The following is a 16,856-nucleotide window of genomic DNA, read 5'->3' as shown; positions in this document are numbered from 1 at the left end:
GTGATGTCACCGATTGAAGAATACATCAATGATGCTGAAAAGGACCAACAACCAATGCTTAAGGAAATCTATCAACTTATTAAAGAAATGCTCCCAGTCGAAACCACTGAAAAACTCTCTTATGGTATGCCAACCTTCTATTTAACGGAAAATTTGGTTCACTTTGGCGCGATGAAAAAACACCTAGGTTTCTATCCGACACCAAGTGCAATGTCGGCATTTGAGAAACAACTGAAGGATTATAAAACATCAAAAGGCGCTTTACAATTTCCATATACGAAAGAGTTGCCGAGAGAATTGATTACAAAGATGGTCCGATTTCGTCTAAAGGAAGTGGTGGAGAAAAATGCTTAAGGGAATAGAGATTATGCTATATGTCGATGATGTCGCGGGAGCCGCAGCTTTTTGGCAGGAAGGATTAGACGGGAAAATTGCTTCGCAGCAAACCATGCCGGATGACTCTTTACAGGTGACGGTAGAATTATTTGAAGCGGTCCAGCTGGTTCTATTTGATCGCCGCTTTATTGAAGAGGTGTCACCGGAGGTAGTTGATAACTTTCCTTCGCTGCTATTAAAGGTAACTGATTTAGACAGCTATCATGAGCGACTGAAAAGACTTAGTCCGAATGTAAATCCTATGATGGAGCAAGGCGGAAAGCGTCTATTCAATTTCGCCGATCCTGAAAATAATTATTTTGTGTTGAGTGAATGACCTTCAAGTAATTGAGGGTTATTTTTTTTGAAAGCATAATGCAGCTATGAAATAGCAATCCGTTATTAAAACTCATTGAAACCTAGCTGCTTTATTTGACGAATATCATCAAACTATTACTTGATTTAAGTCAAAATTCTTGTGAATTGTTGTATTATCTTAAGAGGAAAAAGAGCTTTCATTGATTATTTTATTTAAAGGAGAGTATTATGGTACAAATTTTGTTGGGACTGTTAGGCGTCCTATTGGTTTATTATCTTTTTTATTTTGTTCGCGATTTGATTGCTGAACGTGGAAACTGGGGCGGTGGGAACTTCTTGGTTTCTGGTGTGATTGGTTTTATTACTGACGCGATGGATACGCTGGGAATCGGAAGCTTCGCGCCAACGACGATGCTGCTGGAAACGACGAAGCAATTAGACAATGACCGTCAATTGCCGGGAACATTGAACGTTTCTCACACAGTTCCAGTTATTATTGAAGCATTTATTTTTATTACAGTTGTCAAAGTAGCACCGCTAACCTTATTTTCATTAGTTCTCGCAGCAATCATAGGTTCATATGTTGGTTCAAAAACCGTCAGCAAGCTGCCTGAGAAAAAAGTGCAGTTTTATATGGGGATCGCGTTGATTATCACTGCGGCCTTGATGGCGTTGAAGCAATTAGGCCTACTTGATTTATTAGGAACAGGCAATCATTTGACCAGCTTGACGGGGATAAAATTGATTGTCGGTATTGTCGGAAACTTTATTTTAGGCGCATTAATGACGATCGGTGTGGGTCTATACGCACCATGTATGGCAATGGTATACATGCTAGGCTTGAGTCCATTAGTCGCTTTTCCTATCATGATGGCTTCTTGTGCCGGATTGATGCCGGTTGCAGGAACAAACTTTATTAAATCAGGTGATTATTCTCGTAAGGTCAGCCTTGGAATTACGATCGGCGGAATCATTGGGGTGATCATCGCGACGCGTTTTGTCACTGGTTTAAATATGAACGTATTGACTTGGGTTGTGATTGCGGTAGTTCTTTATTCAGGTTTTACTTACATCCGTAAGGGAATGCAGGTGGTTACAGGGAGTCTGAAGAAGTCTTAGAGAGAAATCTCTAGGGCTTTTTTTAAATTCAGTGAAAGAAGCTATTCATGCATTGATTTTTGGCAGATAATAACTAAAAGAATGTACGGATAGGAGACAGGATGGATCAGGAATTATTAATCATTGAATTGCTTTCTGCGGCAGAGCCGATATACAAGCGAGCAAGAAAGAATCGCCAAAAAAATCTGGTGTCTGCCTTTTTATTTTTAATAATCACAAGTGTGCTCTTTTTTGGAATCGGCAGTTTTGTCTATCAGCAGTTAGAAATGCGTGTACGCTCGATCGACAGCGGCTATTGGTTACGGGGATTTTATCATTTTTCTCTCGTGCTGGGACTGCTTAGTGTGCTCGCAGTGGTGCTCTTTTTCATTGTAAACGTGATTCAAGGAATCGAGCTGCGCCGTTCGTTCCAACGATTTTTGGAACGACAGGTGAAAAAAGCTGCGAAATACCCGGTCGTCTATCAAGATCAGGAGGCCTATTATTTAGCGGAAGAAAAGCGAAAGCCCGTGATTCGTCTATTAAAAATAGAATGTATTGAATTAACGACGACCTTCGACGGCGCGACGATCTATTTAGGCAATCATCAAGAGTTTTGGGGCTTTTCTACCGTTCAATTATTTGTGGTCAATGAAGACCCCGAGCGACTGCCAATGACCTTTCCAAAAGCACAGGAAGTAAATCAGAAATGGGTGCTTCTGATGATCAGCCTGCTTTTTCTAGGAGCAGCCGGGGTATTTACGTATGATGGACTGAATCGTCATCAAAATCTTTATGGTGGTCACTCAGAACCAGCGAAGTCCACAGTATCAAGCGAAGCTGCACCACTTTCGAGCGATGATTTGATAGTCCAGCAGGGAACGGCACCAGAAAAACGGACGAATCAGGCCAATCAATTGGATTTGAATAATGAAACCTATGAGCTATATATGACAACCGATAGCGGAAGTACTTGGTCATTTGTACCGCTGAAATCAGAATGGATGCGCTCTGGCAGCTATTTGTTAACTAGCGGCGAGATTCCGCTGGGCTACTGGATGGATAAAACCTATAATATTGCGCCAGATTTTTCTTGGTTTATTTATTCCGATAACGAAAAGGAGTTGTCTTTCTTATTTTCCCACGATCAAGGGAAGACATGGCAAAAATCCCTCGTCTCAGAGAATGCTCAGAGGATTCGTTATCGCAAGGCGCAGTTTTTCGCTGATGGCAGCGGTGTACTGGTTTATTCTAATGCTTCACCAGAGGTATCTTCGGAAGGATTAGAAATCTTCCAAACGAATGATTTTGGTAAAACGTGGTCTAGAAGCAATGGGACAACCATTAATCAGCCGGTTCAAAATGTTAGCTTTGTCAATCCGACACTGGGCTTCGTTTCTACTCGGGAGAACCTATACTACACTAATAATAGCGGCAGTTCCTTCAAAGAAGCGGTCGTGACAATTCCCGCGGATTATCAGACCGGTGGATTGGATCTTTTCCAAACGCCCAACGAGGTGACACAGGTCAGTACCAATCAATTAGAAACGAAATTCTATTTATTGAAAATGGCGGGGATTGATCAGGGGAAAATGTTTGCTTGCCTGTATCGTTCTTCTGATAATGGCGAGACGTGGCAATTTGCCGAACAGCTATCGGAAGTAAAGCCGACTGAATAAGTTTACACTCTAGCCTTTTCTTGCTATACTGCTCGGTTACAGAAAAAAGATGATGGAGTGATTCGATGGAAGCTAGATTGGATAAAGGCCCGTTTTATCATGGAACGAAAGCTGATTTGAAGGTTGGAGAATTATTGGAGGCTGGAAAAAAATCAAACTATGGCAAACAAGCTAAAGCGAATTTTGTTTATTTTTCGGCGACGATGGATGCGGCAATCTGGGGTGCTGAACTGGCGTTAGGAGATTCCCCACAACGGATTTATCAAGTGGAACCGACGGGAGTTTTTGAGGACGATCCTAATGTTACGAATAAAAAATTTCCCGGAAATCCCACTCGCTCGTATCGCACGCGTCAGCCTATAAAGGTTGTTGGTGAGGTAAGAGAATGGACTGGGCACTCTGAGGAGCAGCTGCAAACAATGTTGGCGCATGTCGAAAAAATGAAGCAGCAGGGTATCGAAGCCATTAATGAATAATCGACTTGCCATTGTCAGTGTTTTTATCTGACAATACGCAGCCAGAGCGCAGCTTCCAACTGGGTAAATTGTTCTTTAAAACAGCCGTTATCCCAAATATTGATGAAACGACAACCCAAGCTTTGGAAGAAATGGTTCCGTTGTATATTAGCTTAATTTAATTTTACAGGATCGATCGTAGGTTATTGCGGTCGATTTTTTTGTTTTCTTGATAGTTGTCAATTATTTCTCCTTAGGATCTTTGTAAACTAATAGTGAAAAGAAGAGGGGTGAGAAAAATGATGTATCAGAAGGAAATAATCGCACACAAAAAAGCCATCACCTTCGTCAGCGGCTTCTTTATTGTCGTAGCGATTGCCGCCAAAGTCCTATTTCATCAAATGACAGTCTACGATAGTGGGATGGCACTGGCATCGATTTTTGGTGTAGCACCAATTGCGATTCAAGCATATCAAGCAGCGAAGGTGAAGGTCATCAGTATTGATTTGTTAGTCACCATTGCGGTGGTTGGTGCGTTCATTATTGGCGAATACAATGAATCAGCGATCGTGACCTTCCTGTTTTTACTAGGCCATTTACTTGAGCAAAAAACATTGGAGCGCACCCGCTCAGCAATACAAAAACTAGTAAAGCTGGCACCTGCAACGGCTTGGAGACTGATAGGAAATGCCGCAGAAGAAATCGATATTGATGAAGTCGCAATTGGTGATCGTTTATTAGTTAAAACAGGAGCACAGGTTCCTGTGGACGGGTATGTGATCGAAGGGACCGGCTATCTCAATGAAGCAAATGTTACCGGCGAATCAAATCCTGTATTTAAGGAAAAGAACGATCAGGTATTTGCTGGAACGTTCTTGGAAAATGGCACGCTAAAAATCGAAGCGCAACGAGTTGGTGAAGAAACAACTTTTGGAAAAATTATCGAGTTAGTGGAAGAGGCGCAAGACAGCAAGTCATTGGCAGAACGTTTTATTGATCGCTTTGCCAAGTATTACACTCCGCTTATTTTAGTTTTAGCCGCGCTTATTGGGATAATAACACGTGATGTTCGCATAGCAATCACGATTCTGGTACTTGGATGTCCGGGGGCGCTGATTATCGGGGTGCCTGTGTCGAATGTTGCGGGAATCGGAAATGGTGCGAAGAACGGCATCTTGATTAAGGGTAGCGAAGTAATGAATACCTTTAGCCGTGTGAATACGATGGTTTTTGATAAGACGGGGACGTTGACTAACGGAAAACCTAGTGTAGCGTTCGCAAAAGCTTATGGAAATCAAGCGCGTGACTATTTACTTTTAGCAGCAGCCATCGAAAGTGAATCTGATCATCCGCTAGGACGGGCGATTGTTGATTATGTAGAGGATAAGGCAAAAACAGCAGAGATCAAAGTGACGGATACAGTGGTTGAAAAGGGCAAGGGAATGATCGCAACAGCTGACGGTGTTCAATTAGCGATCGGAAACAAAGCATTGATGCAGGAGCAGAGTATTTCACTTCCGGTTGTCGTGAAGACTGATGTCGAGCAATTACAGCTGCAAGGTCATTCAATCGTCTTCGTAGCAGCAGAAAATCAAGTGGTGCAGGTGATCGGAATCAAAGATCAACTTCGTCCAGAAGCAGCGGAGACGCTCGATAAGCTAAAGAAAAATGGCATTAAGCGCTTGATCATGTTGTCTGGTGATAATCAAACAACAGCTGAAATCGTTGGGAAGGAATTAGGCTTATCTGAAATTTATGGGGAACTGCTGCCTGAAGAAAAGTCAGCCTTTATCCATCAATTACAGGAGGCTGGTGAGGTTGTTGCCTTTGTTGGAGATGGGATCAATGACAGTCCTTCGATTGCATTAGCTGATATCGGCATTGCCATGGGCGGCGGAACAGACGTGGCGGTGGAAACCTCAGATATTGTATTGATTCAGTCAAAACTAGAAAAGCTGGTCCATGCGTATCGTCTAACGAAAAAAACAGTATTGAACATGAAGGAGAACATCGCGATTGCGATTGGGACAGTTCTATTTTTACTGATTGGTTTGATTTTTGGTTATGTCTATATGGCTAGTGGAATGTTCTTCCATGAATTAAGTATCCTAGTGGTGGTCATTAATGGGATGCGTTTGCTTTCTTATCACACAAAAAATTCAAAACTTGATAGAAATCAATTTGTTATGGAACAGGACTCAGTAGAATAGGAGTATCAAGAGAAATGAGGGGGAAAACAACCATGAAAAGAGTCATTATTCAATTAGGCACCTTAACGTGTCCATCATGTATGCAAAAAATTGAGAACGCGGTGGGTCAGCAAGAGGGTGTTGATAAGGTAAAAGTTCTATTTAACGCTAGTAAAGTTAAAGCGGATCTTCGTTTGGATGAGACGAGCCCGGATGCTTTAAAAAAGGTTATTGAAGATTTAGGGTACGAAGTAGAAGCAATGAAAGTAAAGGAGTTGGCATAAAATGAACGCAGAGGAAACGTATCAAGCAGAACGAATAAAAAGTGAAGCGGATCATCACACACCGACAGCTGCTGCGATGATCAGCCATATTTTAGCCAATTTATTTATCCATCGTGTGAAATTACGCCAAGCGGAGTATTATTTAAAAGGTAGCGTGCGAGGTTTTGCTGAGCCTAAACTGAAAACGATGATTGTCGAAGAGGATCAGTTGTTTGACGAATTGAGCCGCTTGGTATTAGATGAAGGAGAGCTCATTCCTACAACTCTAGAGGAATTTACGAGCTATGCGATGATCAAGGAAAGCGGTCGGCTGAAATATGAAGCGGCTGATTATATTCTTAATGAGCTCGTCACTGATTTATCTACTCAGAATTTATTTATCACTCGTGGAATTGCATTAGCTGAAAAGGAAGAAAAGTTCGGCTTAGCTGAATACCTGAAAAAGCTTTATACATGGATCAAACACCAAGTATTGCTTTGGCAGCGCTATTTAGGAAATGATGTGCACGAGGAATTTGAAAAGGATGATGACGAATAGCTGAGGATCATCATACAAACTAAGGAGGGTCTCCATGCATCAAGAACATCTATGTGTTTCTTTAGTTCCATTATTTAACCATCTTGAGCTTGCGGATCAAAAAAAGATTCACGCGTTAATCAAGCATCGGATTGTTGATAAAGGGGAACAGGTCTTTACACCAGACGGAGAAGAACAGCTGGTCATTGTGGCTCGTGGAAATATAAAAGTGTATCAGCTTTCGTCAAATGGCAAGGAGCAACTTCTGCGTGTGGTAGCGCCTGGTGGTTACGAAGGTGAAAATCAATTGTTTGGTGTGCGGAATGAGGTATTGTTTGGTGAAGCATTGGAGCCTACGGAAGTTTGTATTCTGAAGAAACAAGATTTTTCTAAATTGTTACTAGACTATCCGCAATTAAGTCTGAAGCTATTGGAGATTAATGCGGCAAAAATGGTCAAGACTGAGCAGCAGACGCAGTTTTTGATGATGGAAAAAGTAGAAGAACGTCTAGCGACTTATCTGCTGGATTTGGCAAAGGTTGCTGAAGCGAATACCTTCATTTTACCAATGAAAATGAAGGAGTTGGCTTTGTTCTTAGGAACGACACCAGAAACACTGTCTAGAAAATTTAAACGATTAGAAAAGCTGAAGCTGATTAGCCGGGAGAGGCGGCAAATTGTTTTATTAGATAAGAATGGATTGGAGGATCTATAAAGAGGAGAGTGTGACAGTCACACCCTCCTATTTTCCTGATTATTCAAATGCTTGGTTGACGTCTTCAAGCATCATTTTAACGGATTCCAATCCGCCACCGCTTAGGTACCAAACATCCGGCTGTAATGAAATGACTTTTTTGTCTTTGCCGGCAGTTGTTTGAGCGACTAATTCATTGTCAGCGACATTATTATTACTGTCATCGCCACCGATTGCTTTCGTCCGATCAACGACAAACAATACATCTGGATTTTTATCTAGGACATATTCATATGAAACGCTTTGACCATGTGTAGAGGCTTTGATGGCATCATCTGCTTCTGCAAAGCCGAAGGTATCGTAAACAATCCCGAAGCGTGAATCTTTCCCATAAGTAGACAATTGACCTTCGTTAACAAGCACAGTCAATGCTTTGTCTTTACTTTCAACAGCTTTTTCTTTGGTTTCTTTGATGCTGGTTTCAAGCGCTGCTAATTGTTTTTCGGCAGCTTTTTCCTTGCCAAAGATTTTTCCTAAGGTTTCAACATTTTGTTTGATAGAATTCCAGGTATCAGAAGTGTCCACCGCTAGATACATGGTTGGAGCGATTTCTTTTAATTGTTCTAAAAAGTCGCTTTGTCGGCCAGAGATAATGATCAAATCAGGTTTCATTTGATTGATTTTTTCTAAATCAGGTTCCTTAATCCCGCCAGCTGAATCGACCTTCTTATAGTCATCTAAGTAAGCGGGCAAATTATCCGTTGCCGCACCCACGACTTTATCACCTACTCCTAGTGCATCCAAGGTATCTAAAGACCCGTTATCGAAAACGACGACCTTTTTAGGATTCTTTGGTACAGTTACTTTTCCGTTGGAGTCATTCACTTCAAGCGTCTCTTCTTTGGCTGTGCTGCTTGTCGCGGCTTTCCCCGTCGAATCGCTGCTTACTTCATTATTTGTCGAACCGCAGCCGACCAATCCTAAACTAAGCAACACCATCGATAAGCCAACAATATATTTTTTCATTTCTGTTTCCTCCTAATTTATTATTAAATTCCTCACTGTTAAATGAGGCTAAATACCATGTTTAATTGAAATACATACAAAAGCGTTTGCCGTCTAGTTCACAGATTTTTATATCCATTTCGTATAATGCGTTCAATATTTGTGGTTGGATTATTTCTTCCATTGATCCATGAGCAAAAATTCCGCCATTCTTCATGGCAACGATCTCATCAGCATAAGTCGCCGCGAAGTTAATATCGTGAATGACTAGCAAGATTGTTTTGTGTTCTTCTTCTACCAAGCGTCGCAGCGTCTTCATTAGCTGGACGGAGTGGTTCATGTCGAGATTATTCAAAGGTTCGTCCAGAAGAATATATTCGGTATCCTGTGCTAAGATCATGGCAATATAAGCACGTTGCAGCTGACCTCCAGATAACGTATCAATTCTATCTTCTGCCATTTCGACTAAACCGAGTTTTTCTAAGGCATAGCCGATCAATTCTTTATCTTCGCTAGTTAGTCGGCCTTTTGAATAGGGGAAGCGGCCAAAGCTAACGAGTTCACGAACAGTGATGCGCAGATTCACGCCGTTGCTTTGTTTTAGGATTGATAATTTTTTCGACAATTCATTGGAGCGCCAAGCTTTGACCTCATTGTGATCGAGATAAATTTGTCCGGCATCGATAGAGATCAACCGACTGATCATCGACAGTAAGGTACTCTTACCAGCGCCGTTTGGGCCGATAAAGGCCGTCAGTTTTTCTTCTTCGATTGGCAAGCATACCTCGGTGACCACCTTTTTTTCACCGTAATTCTTTGACACTTCTTTAAGATCAATCATCGTTGTCGTCTCCTCTCATAAATGATTTTGCCGATAAAGTACAAGCCGCCGACGAATTGTGTGACGACACTGACAGTTGTTTTTAATTGGAAAACTTGTTCGACTAAAAATTGACTACCGACTAAAAAGATGATTCCTAGTAAAACCGCGGTAGGAAACAAATAACTATGACGGTAAGTCGGCATCAGCTGATAACTAATATTCGCGACAATAAATCCTAAAAAAGTGATTGGTCCGACTAAAGCAGTCGCTGTTCCAGTTAAGAGACTGACTAGAAATAAAATCAAAATCTGAAACTTTTTTAGTGGAATCCCGAGATTCGTTGCTTGATCGTCTCCTAAATGCAGGACATCTAAATAGCGATTAGCAGCCAATAAAACCAAAGAGCCCAACAGGATAATTCCGGCGGCCAACCCTAAATGTGTCGTATTGATATTGCTGAAGCTGGCAAACAGTCGTCCCTGCAGCAAATCATATTCATTTGGGTCCATGATGACCTGCAGAAAATTACTCGTGCTGCTGAATAAGGTACCGAGGATCATTCCTAACATCAATAGGATAAATAGATTATTTTGCTGCTGTTTTAGCAGAACATTAGCTAAGAGCAAACTCAATAAAGCCATCAAAAAAATGCTGATTAAGAAAGTAGAGGTTTGTTCTTGTGAGAGCATGTTGACACCACCCACGAAAAAGAACAATAGTGTCTGGATCAATACATATAAGGAATCCAAACCTAGAATATTCGGCGTCAAAAACTGGTTTTGAGTCAGTGTTTGAAAACTGACAGTTGCTATTCCAGTCGCTAATGCAACAAGTAAAAAGGCCGCTACCTTTTTCCCTCGCAGCATCCAAGCAAATTGAAAATTGCCATAGGTATTATAGGTTAAGTAAAGTCCGCATAAGAGTAGGGCAAGGACAGTGAGTCCAGCTAAAAGCAATTCTTTTTTTGGCAGAGAAAATTTCATGCACGTTTCCTCCCAACCAATAAGTAAATAAAGATTAAGCTGCCTAAAATACCGACCGTCAAGCTGACTGGTATCTCATATGGTGCGATGACGATGCGGGAGAGAATGTCACAGACCATTAAAAATAGACTGCCGCTCACTGCGGTAATCCATAGATTCTGCTTTACATGATCTCCATAAATAAGCGAAACGATATTCGGCACGATCACACCTAAAAAAGGAACGGTCCCCACCATGATTAAAACCAGTCCGCTGGCTGCTGCAACGAGACCAATCCCAAGCGTTTGGATCAAGCGATAATTCACGCCTAAATTAATGGCCACATCTTCGCCTAAGCCAACAATTGTGAAATAATAGGCAAATAAGTAGATAACCAAAAACAGTGGAATCGTTAGATAAAGCAATTCATAGCTGCCTTTAGCCACTAGTGAAAAATTCCCCTGCAACCACGAAGACATGTTTTGAATCAGCTGAAACTGATAAGCAAAAAAGGTAGCGACTGATCCGACAATATTACCGAACATTACTCCTAATAAGGGTAAAAAAATCGGCTCCTTTGTTGGGAGCAACCGACTTAACCCCAGAAAAACCATCGTACCAAGAAAGGCAAAAATAAATGCGGCCAAAGTCCGAACAGTCGTAGAAGCATTAGGCAAAAAGAGCATGACCAATAAAATTCCTAAACGGGCACTATCCATCGTGCCAGCAGTTGTTGGTGAAACGAATTTATTTTGTGTGAGCTGCTGCATAATCAGACCGCAGATACTCATCGTTGCGCCTGCTAAAATCAAGCTGACGGTACGCGGTACACGTGTAGTAGCAAGAATCAGCCACTGTTGTGAATCTCCTTGAAATAAAGCCTGCAGCACCAAATCTTTTACTCCGATAAAAATAGAGAGAGCGCTTAACAAAAATAAAACCAAAAGAATCCCTATTTTTCTCAATAACTCATCTCCTTATATAGTTGATAATGATTCTCATTCTCTCTGGTTATAAAGTTTAGGTGAAAAACCAAACAAATGCAAGTGATTTTTAATGATCTTCTTGATAAAAATTACTTATATTTATCTTTTGCTTATTACTAAAGGACGTATATTTCGAAACACAGCATGGGTTATGTGGGATCGTTTGAAGACAAAATTTGCTGAAAAAAAAGACTGGGAAGTTTTTCCCAATCTTTTAAGTAAAAGGTTCTATTTTTTCATGACAAGAATCGCCCTCTTGGTTGAAGTAAGAATTGGCATATACGAATGGGTTACGAGTTCCCAGCCTTCAATTGCACGACTATGAATCAAATCATCTAGATGACCTGAATTCCATGTACTAGCACTCTTTTTATCATTATATGTATATGCTGAGTAAAGAAGGAGGGGCGTAAACAGAAATGATTGTTTCGTAAAATACGGAAAGTATTAGACTGAGGTTCTTCTAGTTGTTCAGGAACTATAGGTTCCAATTTATTGCTGGTCTCTGTCAGTAAGCATTTGTTTATACGTCGCTTGCTTCATTTCTAAAAAGTTTAGGTGTTCGTCGATTTTTCTTCTTTCAGATAATAGGCGATTTCTTTGAGTCGCTAAAAGCTTTAGACGCTCTTCAATCGTCTGATCTCCTTGCCTACGTAGCTCTGAATATTGTTGGATTGTTTCCAGTGCCATACCAGTTTGCTTTAATCGATAAATGAAACGTAACCATTCAATGTCGGCTTCGCTATACTCGCGATAGCCGATTTTATTCTTAGCAGGAGCACTGATTCCTAGCTCTTCATAATAACGCAGAGTAGGAACGCTAAAGCCAGTTATTTTGGCAACCTCACTAATTTTGTACATCAAATTTCTCCTTTTTCCTAGTGATTAAAAAAAATACTTGCTGTAAAGCCTACTTGATAGTTTATTGTACTTTATCATAAAGGAGGCAGGAACTGCTATGATTGATAAAAGATTGGAACAAGGAATTAAAAATTTGCAGGAGATTGATGGAGAAGCTGGAGAACGAGTGATTGAGAGCCTCGAAACGATTGCACCAAATGTCGGACGCTATATTTTAGAATTTGCTTTTGGAGATATCTATAATAGTGATACCTTATCCTTTCGTGAACGGGAGATTGTCACGATTACAAGTTTATTGACCCAAGGAGATACTAAAAATCAACTAATGGTGCACATCAATGGATCGCTGAATGTTGGTATTACAGAAGAAGAGATTATCGAGATTTTTACCCATTGCATTCCCTATGTGGGTTTTCCGCGGGTACTCAATGCAATCACAAGCGCCAAGGAGGTTTTTGAATCTAGAAATCACGCATCAGCGTGATTGTGATTATCAATTTTTCACAAGCTATTGACATTACCCTATCAACTTAGGTACCGTTAGAATAGTAACAGTGAATGCGTTACCAAAAAGGAGGAATAGGTTATGTTTGATTTGAGTGGAAAAGTAGCTGTGGTAACTGGTGCCAGTAGCGGATTAGGTCGCGATGCGGCAATTGCGTATGCCGAAGCTGGAGCAGATGTGGTTTTATTAGCTAGACGTTTGGAACGTTTAGAGGAATTGGCGGAAGAGATTAAGAAGATGGGTCGCGATGTTTTGGCGATCAAAATGGATGTGACAGATGAAGAAAATGTTAAAGCGGGTATTCAACAAGCCTTTGATCATTTTGGACATCTAGATATTTTGCTGAATAATGCAGGGATCGCGGTGCATGGCGGTGTAGATTCCTTAACCGTAGAGGCCTTCGATAAATCAATGGACGTGAATGTCAAAGGAATCTTTTTAGTTAGTAAATATGTTGTTCAGCACATGATCGAAAATAAATACGGTAAGATTGTTAACGTAGCGTCAATCAACGCGGTGATGGCGGACAAAGCCGATATTTTTATTCGCCACTCATACAATGCCAGTAAAGCAGCAGTCGTTGGACTAACCAAAGGAATGGCTGCCAGTTACGGAAAACATAATATTACCACTAATGCAGTAGGTCCTGGGCTGTTCGAATCAGAAATGACTGAGGATACCTTATTCAAGTCGGATGATTTCTTGACCATGTACAACACGATGAATCCGATGAGTCGCCCGGGAAGACGTGGAGAATTGAATGGAACAATTCTTTATTTCTCAAGTGAAGCGTCCAGCTATACAAATGGACAGTTCATCATTGTTGATGGGGGAACATCCATCGTTTAAATCAATTAACGGAGCACTTTCTCAAAAGAGAGGGTGCTTTTTTGTCGCTCATCACAGCATTTTAACAAGATCGAGTCTCTTTCGTTCCTATTTTTGCTACAATGAGCAGGTACATAAACAATTGAGCGATTGATTAAAGAAGAAAAATCAAGGAATAGGGAGGATATACATGAAGAATTGCCCTAATTGCGATCATGAGAATTTGACCGATGCGCGTTTTTGTGAAGAGTGTGGACAGCCTTTTACGATAGAGATAGCTGAAAGCAAAATCCAGGATTTTCACTTTTGTTCCAATTGTGGAGAAGCGATCCAAGCGAAGGCAGTCTTTTGCTCTAATTGTGGACAACAGCTAAAATTGTCCTCTAACTCAATGGTTAAATCGAGAAAAGAACTTTCAAGTAAACAAAAAATGGCTCTTTGCGGCATACTTGCAGTAATTGTGCTACTTATAAGCGGTCTTTTATTTGGTTGTTATTATTATAGCTATCCGCAGCAGTTGGATCGCTTAGCCCAAACCTTCAAAACACAAGACCCAAAAAAGATCTCAGAGGTTGTCACCTCAGAAGATCCTAACTATAGGGTTACTGCAGGGGAGTTGAAAAAATTTATCAGCTATTATCAAGAGGAGAATCATAAAGGTGAATTTGCTGATTTTTTGTACGATTTGAAAAATAATCCGGGACAATTAGCAGATTTTTCACTTCACCAAAGAGGAAGGTACTTCGGGGTATTCCCACGCTATCAATTAGTGATCCAGCCTGTTTATTTGACGGTTACGGCAGATCAGGCGGATATTCAGTTAGCACTTGATGATAAGAAATTAGCGACATCAAAAAGCGGCAATTATCAGATAACTTGGGGTCCTCTCACACCTGGAAGTTATCAAGTTGCAGGAAAATCAGATGATGTGCAGTCTGTATCTAGTCAAAGGCTGATTCGCTATCAGAATCCTGATTTTGAGACAGATAGCCATGTTACTGTCAGTCTTCATAAGATTTCCTTCAAAGTTACCTCAAATAGAGATGGTGCGAACGTTTTGGTAAATGATCAAGCTGTTGCTACGATCAGAAATGGACAGGCGGAGATCAAAGATATGGTCTGGCATCAGGGGTTGACGATTCAATTAAGCGTTAAAGACAACCAGGATCAATTGAAAAGTGCGATCTATCAAATTGCCGCTGGTAAATATTTAGCGGAAGAGTATCATGCGAATCGCCCTGAATCAGAAATCAAGCTAGATTTTTAACTAAACCTAATGAAGCGGACTGATCAAATCGAATGCTTTATAGTAATGTAACAGATGATACAGAAGAAGAGGAGTGCCTAAAAAAATTAGGCGCTCCTCTTTTTGAATCAATAGCATTTGGCGCAGGCTGTTAACCCGCGAGCTTGAGCTTCTTCTAAGGTAGCAGGGGAGTAGGTACCGTTGCCGCATTTATGAGTGTGATATTTGCTGCCTGTGGGTGTAACGTAAACCGTTTGTCCTTGAGCAGGCTCAGCAGCCTGCTGAGCCTGGGCCTCTTGCTGAGCACGTGCAGTTTCCTCTGCTTGAGCTTGCGCCGCTGCTTCTTGAGCGATGCGTTGTTCTTCGGCCTGTTTAGCCGCCGCTGCTTCTTCGGCGATGCGCTTTTCTTCGGCTTTTTTAGCTGCTTCCGCTTGTTCTGCTGCACGTTTTTCCTCGGCTTCTTTTGCCTCTTGTTCCTTTTTCTGCCGTTCTGCTTCTGCTTTTTTGGCTGCTATTTCTTCTTCCAGTGCTTTTAAATGAGCCGTTACTGCTGCTTGATTGTACCCTTTATCAGCTTGTGCGTAGTTTTCAATGCTCCAAATATTTTGTTTTCGTTCCTTGGCCTGTTGCTCGGCTTTTTTGATCTTGTCTTGATATTTCGTATTTTTATTTTTCGTACTGCGTACCATCCCCAAGCCTTCATTAGCAAGGGTTTCTTGTACGAGTTTACCATCTGCCCAAACATAAACCAGTTCTCTTTTTTTACTATCACGCTTCTTGCCCTTGTCGTACTCGATCTGAATTTTTTTTGCATTTTTCAGTAGTTCTTTTGTCCGATTTTTGGCTTCTTTTGCGTAAGGACTCTCCTTTTTTAGCTCAGGAGTATCAATCAGTAAATATTTAGCTGTAATGTTCTTACCATTTTTCAGTTTGAAGCGTGTTGTGTCGCCGTCAATATATTTCTTGACGTTGACCGTAATTTTCTTGTTGGCAGTTCGTTTAATCTTTGCCTTTTCCTCAGTCTTTGTTTTAGCAGCCTCTGCTTGATACTGTGGTGTCGGCGTAGAAAATAGAAAACTAAATAATAGTGCAAATGTAACCCCCAGCTTAACCCCAATCTGCTTTTTCATTTATTATCCTCCTTCTATAATTTGTTTAAAAATAATTATTTAACCATGTAGGTGTACTTAAATGATACTACATCTTTTTATAAATTTGATATTAAATCAAACTAAATAATTTTTTAGAATTTTAATAATCGGATATTGAGATAGGCACATGTTTTTAAATGACTAAAAAAGTTATTTAGATTTTCCAAGATAAATTTCAAAAATTAGGCAGTCTAGGTTCTGAAACTCTTCCAGCCATATACGTGTTTAGGTTCTACTCATTGGACAAATTAAAGGTCTTTTCATTTTGTAAAATGGACTCTTATTTCTTGAAAATAGAGTTGATGGATTATTGTTAGGTATCTAATAATTAGAAATAGAATTTTTTTGTTGACAATTTTTTTTGAAGCGTGTATATTCTTTTCGAACAGTTAGATACCTAATTATTTTGCGAAGGAGGAAATCTTTTGGATAAATTGGTCATTTCAAATTTGCTGCGTTCAATTATGAATAAATCTCGCGAATCGATGGAGCAACGTGTCAAGGATATGGATATCAGCCCGCAACAAGGACGGATGATCTCTTATATCGTGCAAAACGAAGACAAGGGATTGATTCAAAAGGACTTAGCAGAAGTATTTCAACGCCGTGGAGCGAGTATTACGAGTATGTTGCAGGGGTTAGAGAAAAAAGGCTACATCGAACGCCGGATTCCAGAAAACAACGAACGGCAAAAGAATATTTTTGTATTACCTAAAGGCAAAGCATTGGTTGACGAAACAAACGAAGCTTTTTACGCAGCCGAGAAAGAATTGGTCCACGCATTGAATGAAGACGAAGTCCAACAATTGACGGAGCTGTTAAGAAAAATTGATCGAAGCCTTTAGTCAACAAGCAGCAAATGCTTGCTTGCAATAAAATA

The 16,856-nt window shown here is 40.6% G+C and carries 19 protein-coding genes; 13 read left to right on the top strand and 6 right to left on the bottom strand.

Going from position 1 to position 16,856, the window contains the following annotated elements; genetic code table 11:
- Nucleotides 1-3 precede the first annotated feature (3 nt).
- From IGI52_RS13660 to IGI52_RS13620, 9 genes are all read left to right on the top strand, one after another.
- Nucleotides 4-354: an iron chaperone gene (locus tag IGI52_RS13660; RefSeq protein ID WP_311871863.1), complete on the top strand. Its 351-nt coding sequence runs from the start codon at nucleotides 4-6 to the stop codon at nucleotides 352-354.
- Nucleotides 347-712 (top strand): VOC family protein, encoded by a 366-nt coding sequence (locus tag IGI52_RS13655; RefSeq protein WP_070503734.1) that lies wholly within the window; start codon nucleotides 347-349, stop codon nucleotides 710-712. The genes IGI52_RS13660 and IGI52_RS13655 overlap by 8 nt, the downstream gene beginning before the upstream one ends.
- Nucleotides 713-921: 209 nt before the next feature.
- Entirely contained in the window at nucleotides 922-1,812 is an 891-nt protein-coding gene (locus tag IGI52_RS13650) for a sulfite exporter TauE/SafE family protein (RefSeq protein ID WP_016179376.1), read from the top strand.
- A gap of 101 nt (nucleotides 1,813-1,913) precedes the next feature.
- Nucleotides 1,914-3,470 (top strand): sialidase family protein, encoded by a 1,557-nt coding sequence (locus tag IGI52_RS13645; RefSeq protein WP_311871862.1) that lies wholly within the window; start codon nucleotides 1,914-1,916, stop codon nucleotides 3,468-3,470.
- Between the two features lie 65 nt (nucleotides 3,471-3,535).
- Nucleotides 3,536-3,946, top strand: coding sequence for an NAD(+)--rifampin ADP-ribosyltransferase (arr, locus tag IGI52_RS13640; protein WP_311871861.1), 411 nt, complete (start codon nucleotides 3,536-3,538; stop codon nucleotides 3,944-3,946).
- Nucleotides 3,947-4,224: 278 nt separating this feature from the next.
- Nucleotides 4,225-6,135 carry a heavy metal translocating P-type ATPase gene (locus IGI52_RS13635; RefSeq protein ID WP_311871858.1) on the top strand — a complete coding sequence of 637 codons (1,911 nt, stop codon included), beginning with the start codon at nucleotides 4,225-4,227 and terminating at the stop codon, nucleotides 6,133-6,135.
- Nucleotides 6,136-6,167: 32 nt separating this feature from the next.
- On the top strand, nucleotides 6,168-6,398 hold the full coding sequence (locus IGI52_RS13630; RefSeq protein WP_311871856.1) for a heavy-metal-associated domain-containing protein: 231 nt from the start codon (nucleotides 6,168-6,170) through the stop codon (nucleotides 6,396-6,398).
- Nucleotide 6,399: 1 nt separating this feature from the next.
- A complete protein-coding gene (locus IGI52_RS13625; RefSeq protein ID WP_311871855.1) occupies nucleotides 6,400-6,936 on the top strand; it encodes a DNA-binding protein in 537 nt (178 codons plus the stop codon).
- Nucleotides 6,937-6,970: 34 nt separating this feature from the next.
- The gene (locus tag IGI52_RS13620) at nucleotides 6,971-7,630 is read left to right on the top strand and encodes a Crp/Fnr family transcriptional regulator (RefSeq protein ID WP_311871854.1); all 660 of its coding nucleotides are present in this window, start codon (nucleotides 6,971-6,973) and stop codon (nucleotides 7,628-7,630) included.
- A gap of 39 nt (nucleotides 7,631-7,669) precedes the next feature.
- Here the strand turns inward: IGI52_RS13620 and IGI52_RS13615 are convergent, their stop codons facing one another.
- The 5 genes from IGI52_RS13615 to IGI52_RS13595 all read right to left on the bottom strand — a co-directional run bounded on the left by IGI52_RS13615 (nucleotide 7,670) and on the right by IGI52_RS13595 (nucleotide 12,246).
- The gene (locus IGI52_RS13615; protein ID WP_311871853.1) at nucleotides 7,670-8,635 is read right to left on the bottom strand and encodes a siderophore ABC transporter substrate-binding protein; all 966 of its coding nucleotides are present in this window, start codon (nucleotides 8,633-8,635) and stop codon (nucleotides 7,670-7,672) included.
- A gap of 61 nt (nucleotides 8,636-8,696) precedes the next feature.
- On the bottom strand, nucleotides 8,697-9,455 hold the full coding sequence (locus IGI52_RS13610; RefSeq protein ID WP_311871851.1) for an iron ABC transporter ATP-binding protein: 759 nt from the start codon (nucleotides 9,453-9,455) through the stop codon (nucleotides 8,697-8,699).
- Nucleotides 9,452-10,420 carry an iron chelate uptake ABC transporter family permease subunit gene (locus tag IGI52_RS13605; RefSeq protein WP_016179386.1) on the bottom strand — a complete coding sequence of 323 codons (969 nt, stop codon included), beginning with the start codon at nucleotides 10,418-10,420 and terminating at the stop codon, nucleotides 9,452-9,454. Before IGI52_RS13605 ends, IGI52_RS13610 begins: the two co-directional genes overlap by 4 nt.
- Nucleotides 10,417-11,364 carry an ABC transporter permease gene (locus IGI52_RS13600; RefSeq protein WP_016179387.1) on the bottom strand — a complete coding sequence of 316 codons (948 nt, stop codon included), beginning with the start codon at nucleotides 11,362-11,364 and terminating at the stop codon, nucleotides 10,417-10,419. The genes IGI52_RS13605 and IGI52_RS13600 overlap by 4 nt, the downstream gene beginning before the upstream one ends.
- 513 nt (nucleotides 11,365-11,877) lie before the next feature.
- The gene (locus IGI52_RS13595; protein WP_016179388.1) at nucleotides 11,878-12,246 is read right to left on the bottom strand and encodes a MerR family transcriptional regulator; all 369 of its coding nucleotides are present in this window, start codon (nucleotides 12,244-12,246) and stop codon (nucleotides 11,878-11,880) included.
- Between the two features lie 97 nt (nucleotides 12,247-12,343).
- Between IGI52_RS13595 and IGI52_RS13590 the strand changes: the two genes are divergently transcribed.
- The 3 genes from IGI52_RS13590 (at nucleotide 12,344) to IGI52_RS13580 (ending at nucleotide 14,846) form a co-directional block, all read left to right on the top strand.
- The gene (locus IGI52_RS13590; protein ID WP_016179389.1) at nucleotides 12,344-12,730 is read left to right on the top strand and encodes a carboxymuconolactone decarboxylase family protein; all 387 of its coding nucleotides are present in this window, start codon (nucleotides 12,344-12,346) and stop codon (nucleotides 12,728-12,730) included.
- A 102-nt stretch (nucleotides 12,731-12,832) separates the two neighbouring features.
- A complete protein-coding gene (locus tag IGI52_RS13585) occupies nucleotides 12,833-13,600 on the top strand; it encodes an SDR family NAD(P)-dependent oxidoreductase (RefSeq protein ID WP_176674402.1) in 768 nt (255 codons plus the stop codon).
- Between the two features lie 169 nt (nucleotides 13,601-13,769).
- Entirely contained in the window at nucleotides 13,770-14,846 is a 1,077-nt protein-coding gene (locus tag IGI52_RS13580; protein ID WP_311871691.1) for a zinc-ribbon domain-containing protein, read from the top strand.
- A 107-nt stretch (nucleotides 14,847-14,953) separates the two neighbouring features.
- Here the strand turns inward: IGI52_RS13580 and IGI52_RS13575 are convergent, their stop codons facing one another.
- Entirely contained in the window at nucleotides 14,954-15,955 is a 1,002-nt protein-coding gene (locus IGI52_RS13575; protein WP_311871689.1) for a thermonuclease family protein, read from the bottom strand.
- 446 nt (nucleotides 15,956-16,401) lie between these two features.
- Here IGI52_RS13575 and IGI52_RS13570 point away from each other — a divergent pair, with 446 nt between their 5' ends.
- Entirely contained in the window at nucleotides 16,402-16,821 is a 420-nt protein-coding gene (locus tag IGI52_RS13570) for a MarR family winged helix-turn-helix transcriptional regulator (RefSeq protein ID WP_016179393.1), read from the top strand.
- Nucleotides 16,822-16,856 lie beyond the last annotated feature (35 nt).

This window comes from Enterococcus sp. DIV0187 (assembly GCF_051713785.1).
Lineage (GTDB): Bacteria > Bacillota > Bacilli > Lactobacillales > Enterococcaceae > Enterococcus_A > Enterococcus_A avium.
Note: the sequence above shows the minus strand (reverse complement) of the source record. Positions and strands in the feature narration are given on the sequence as shown.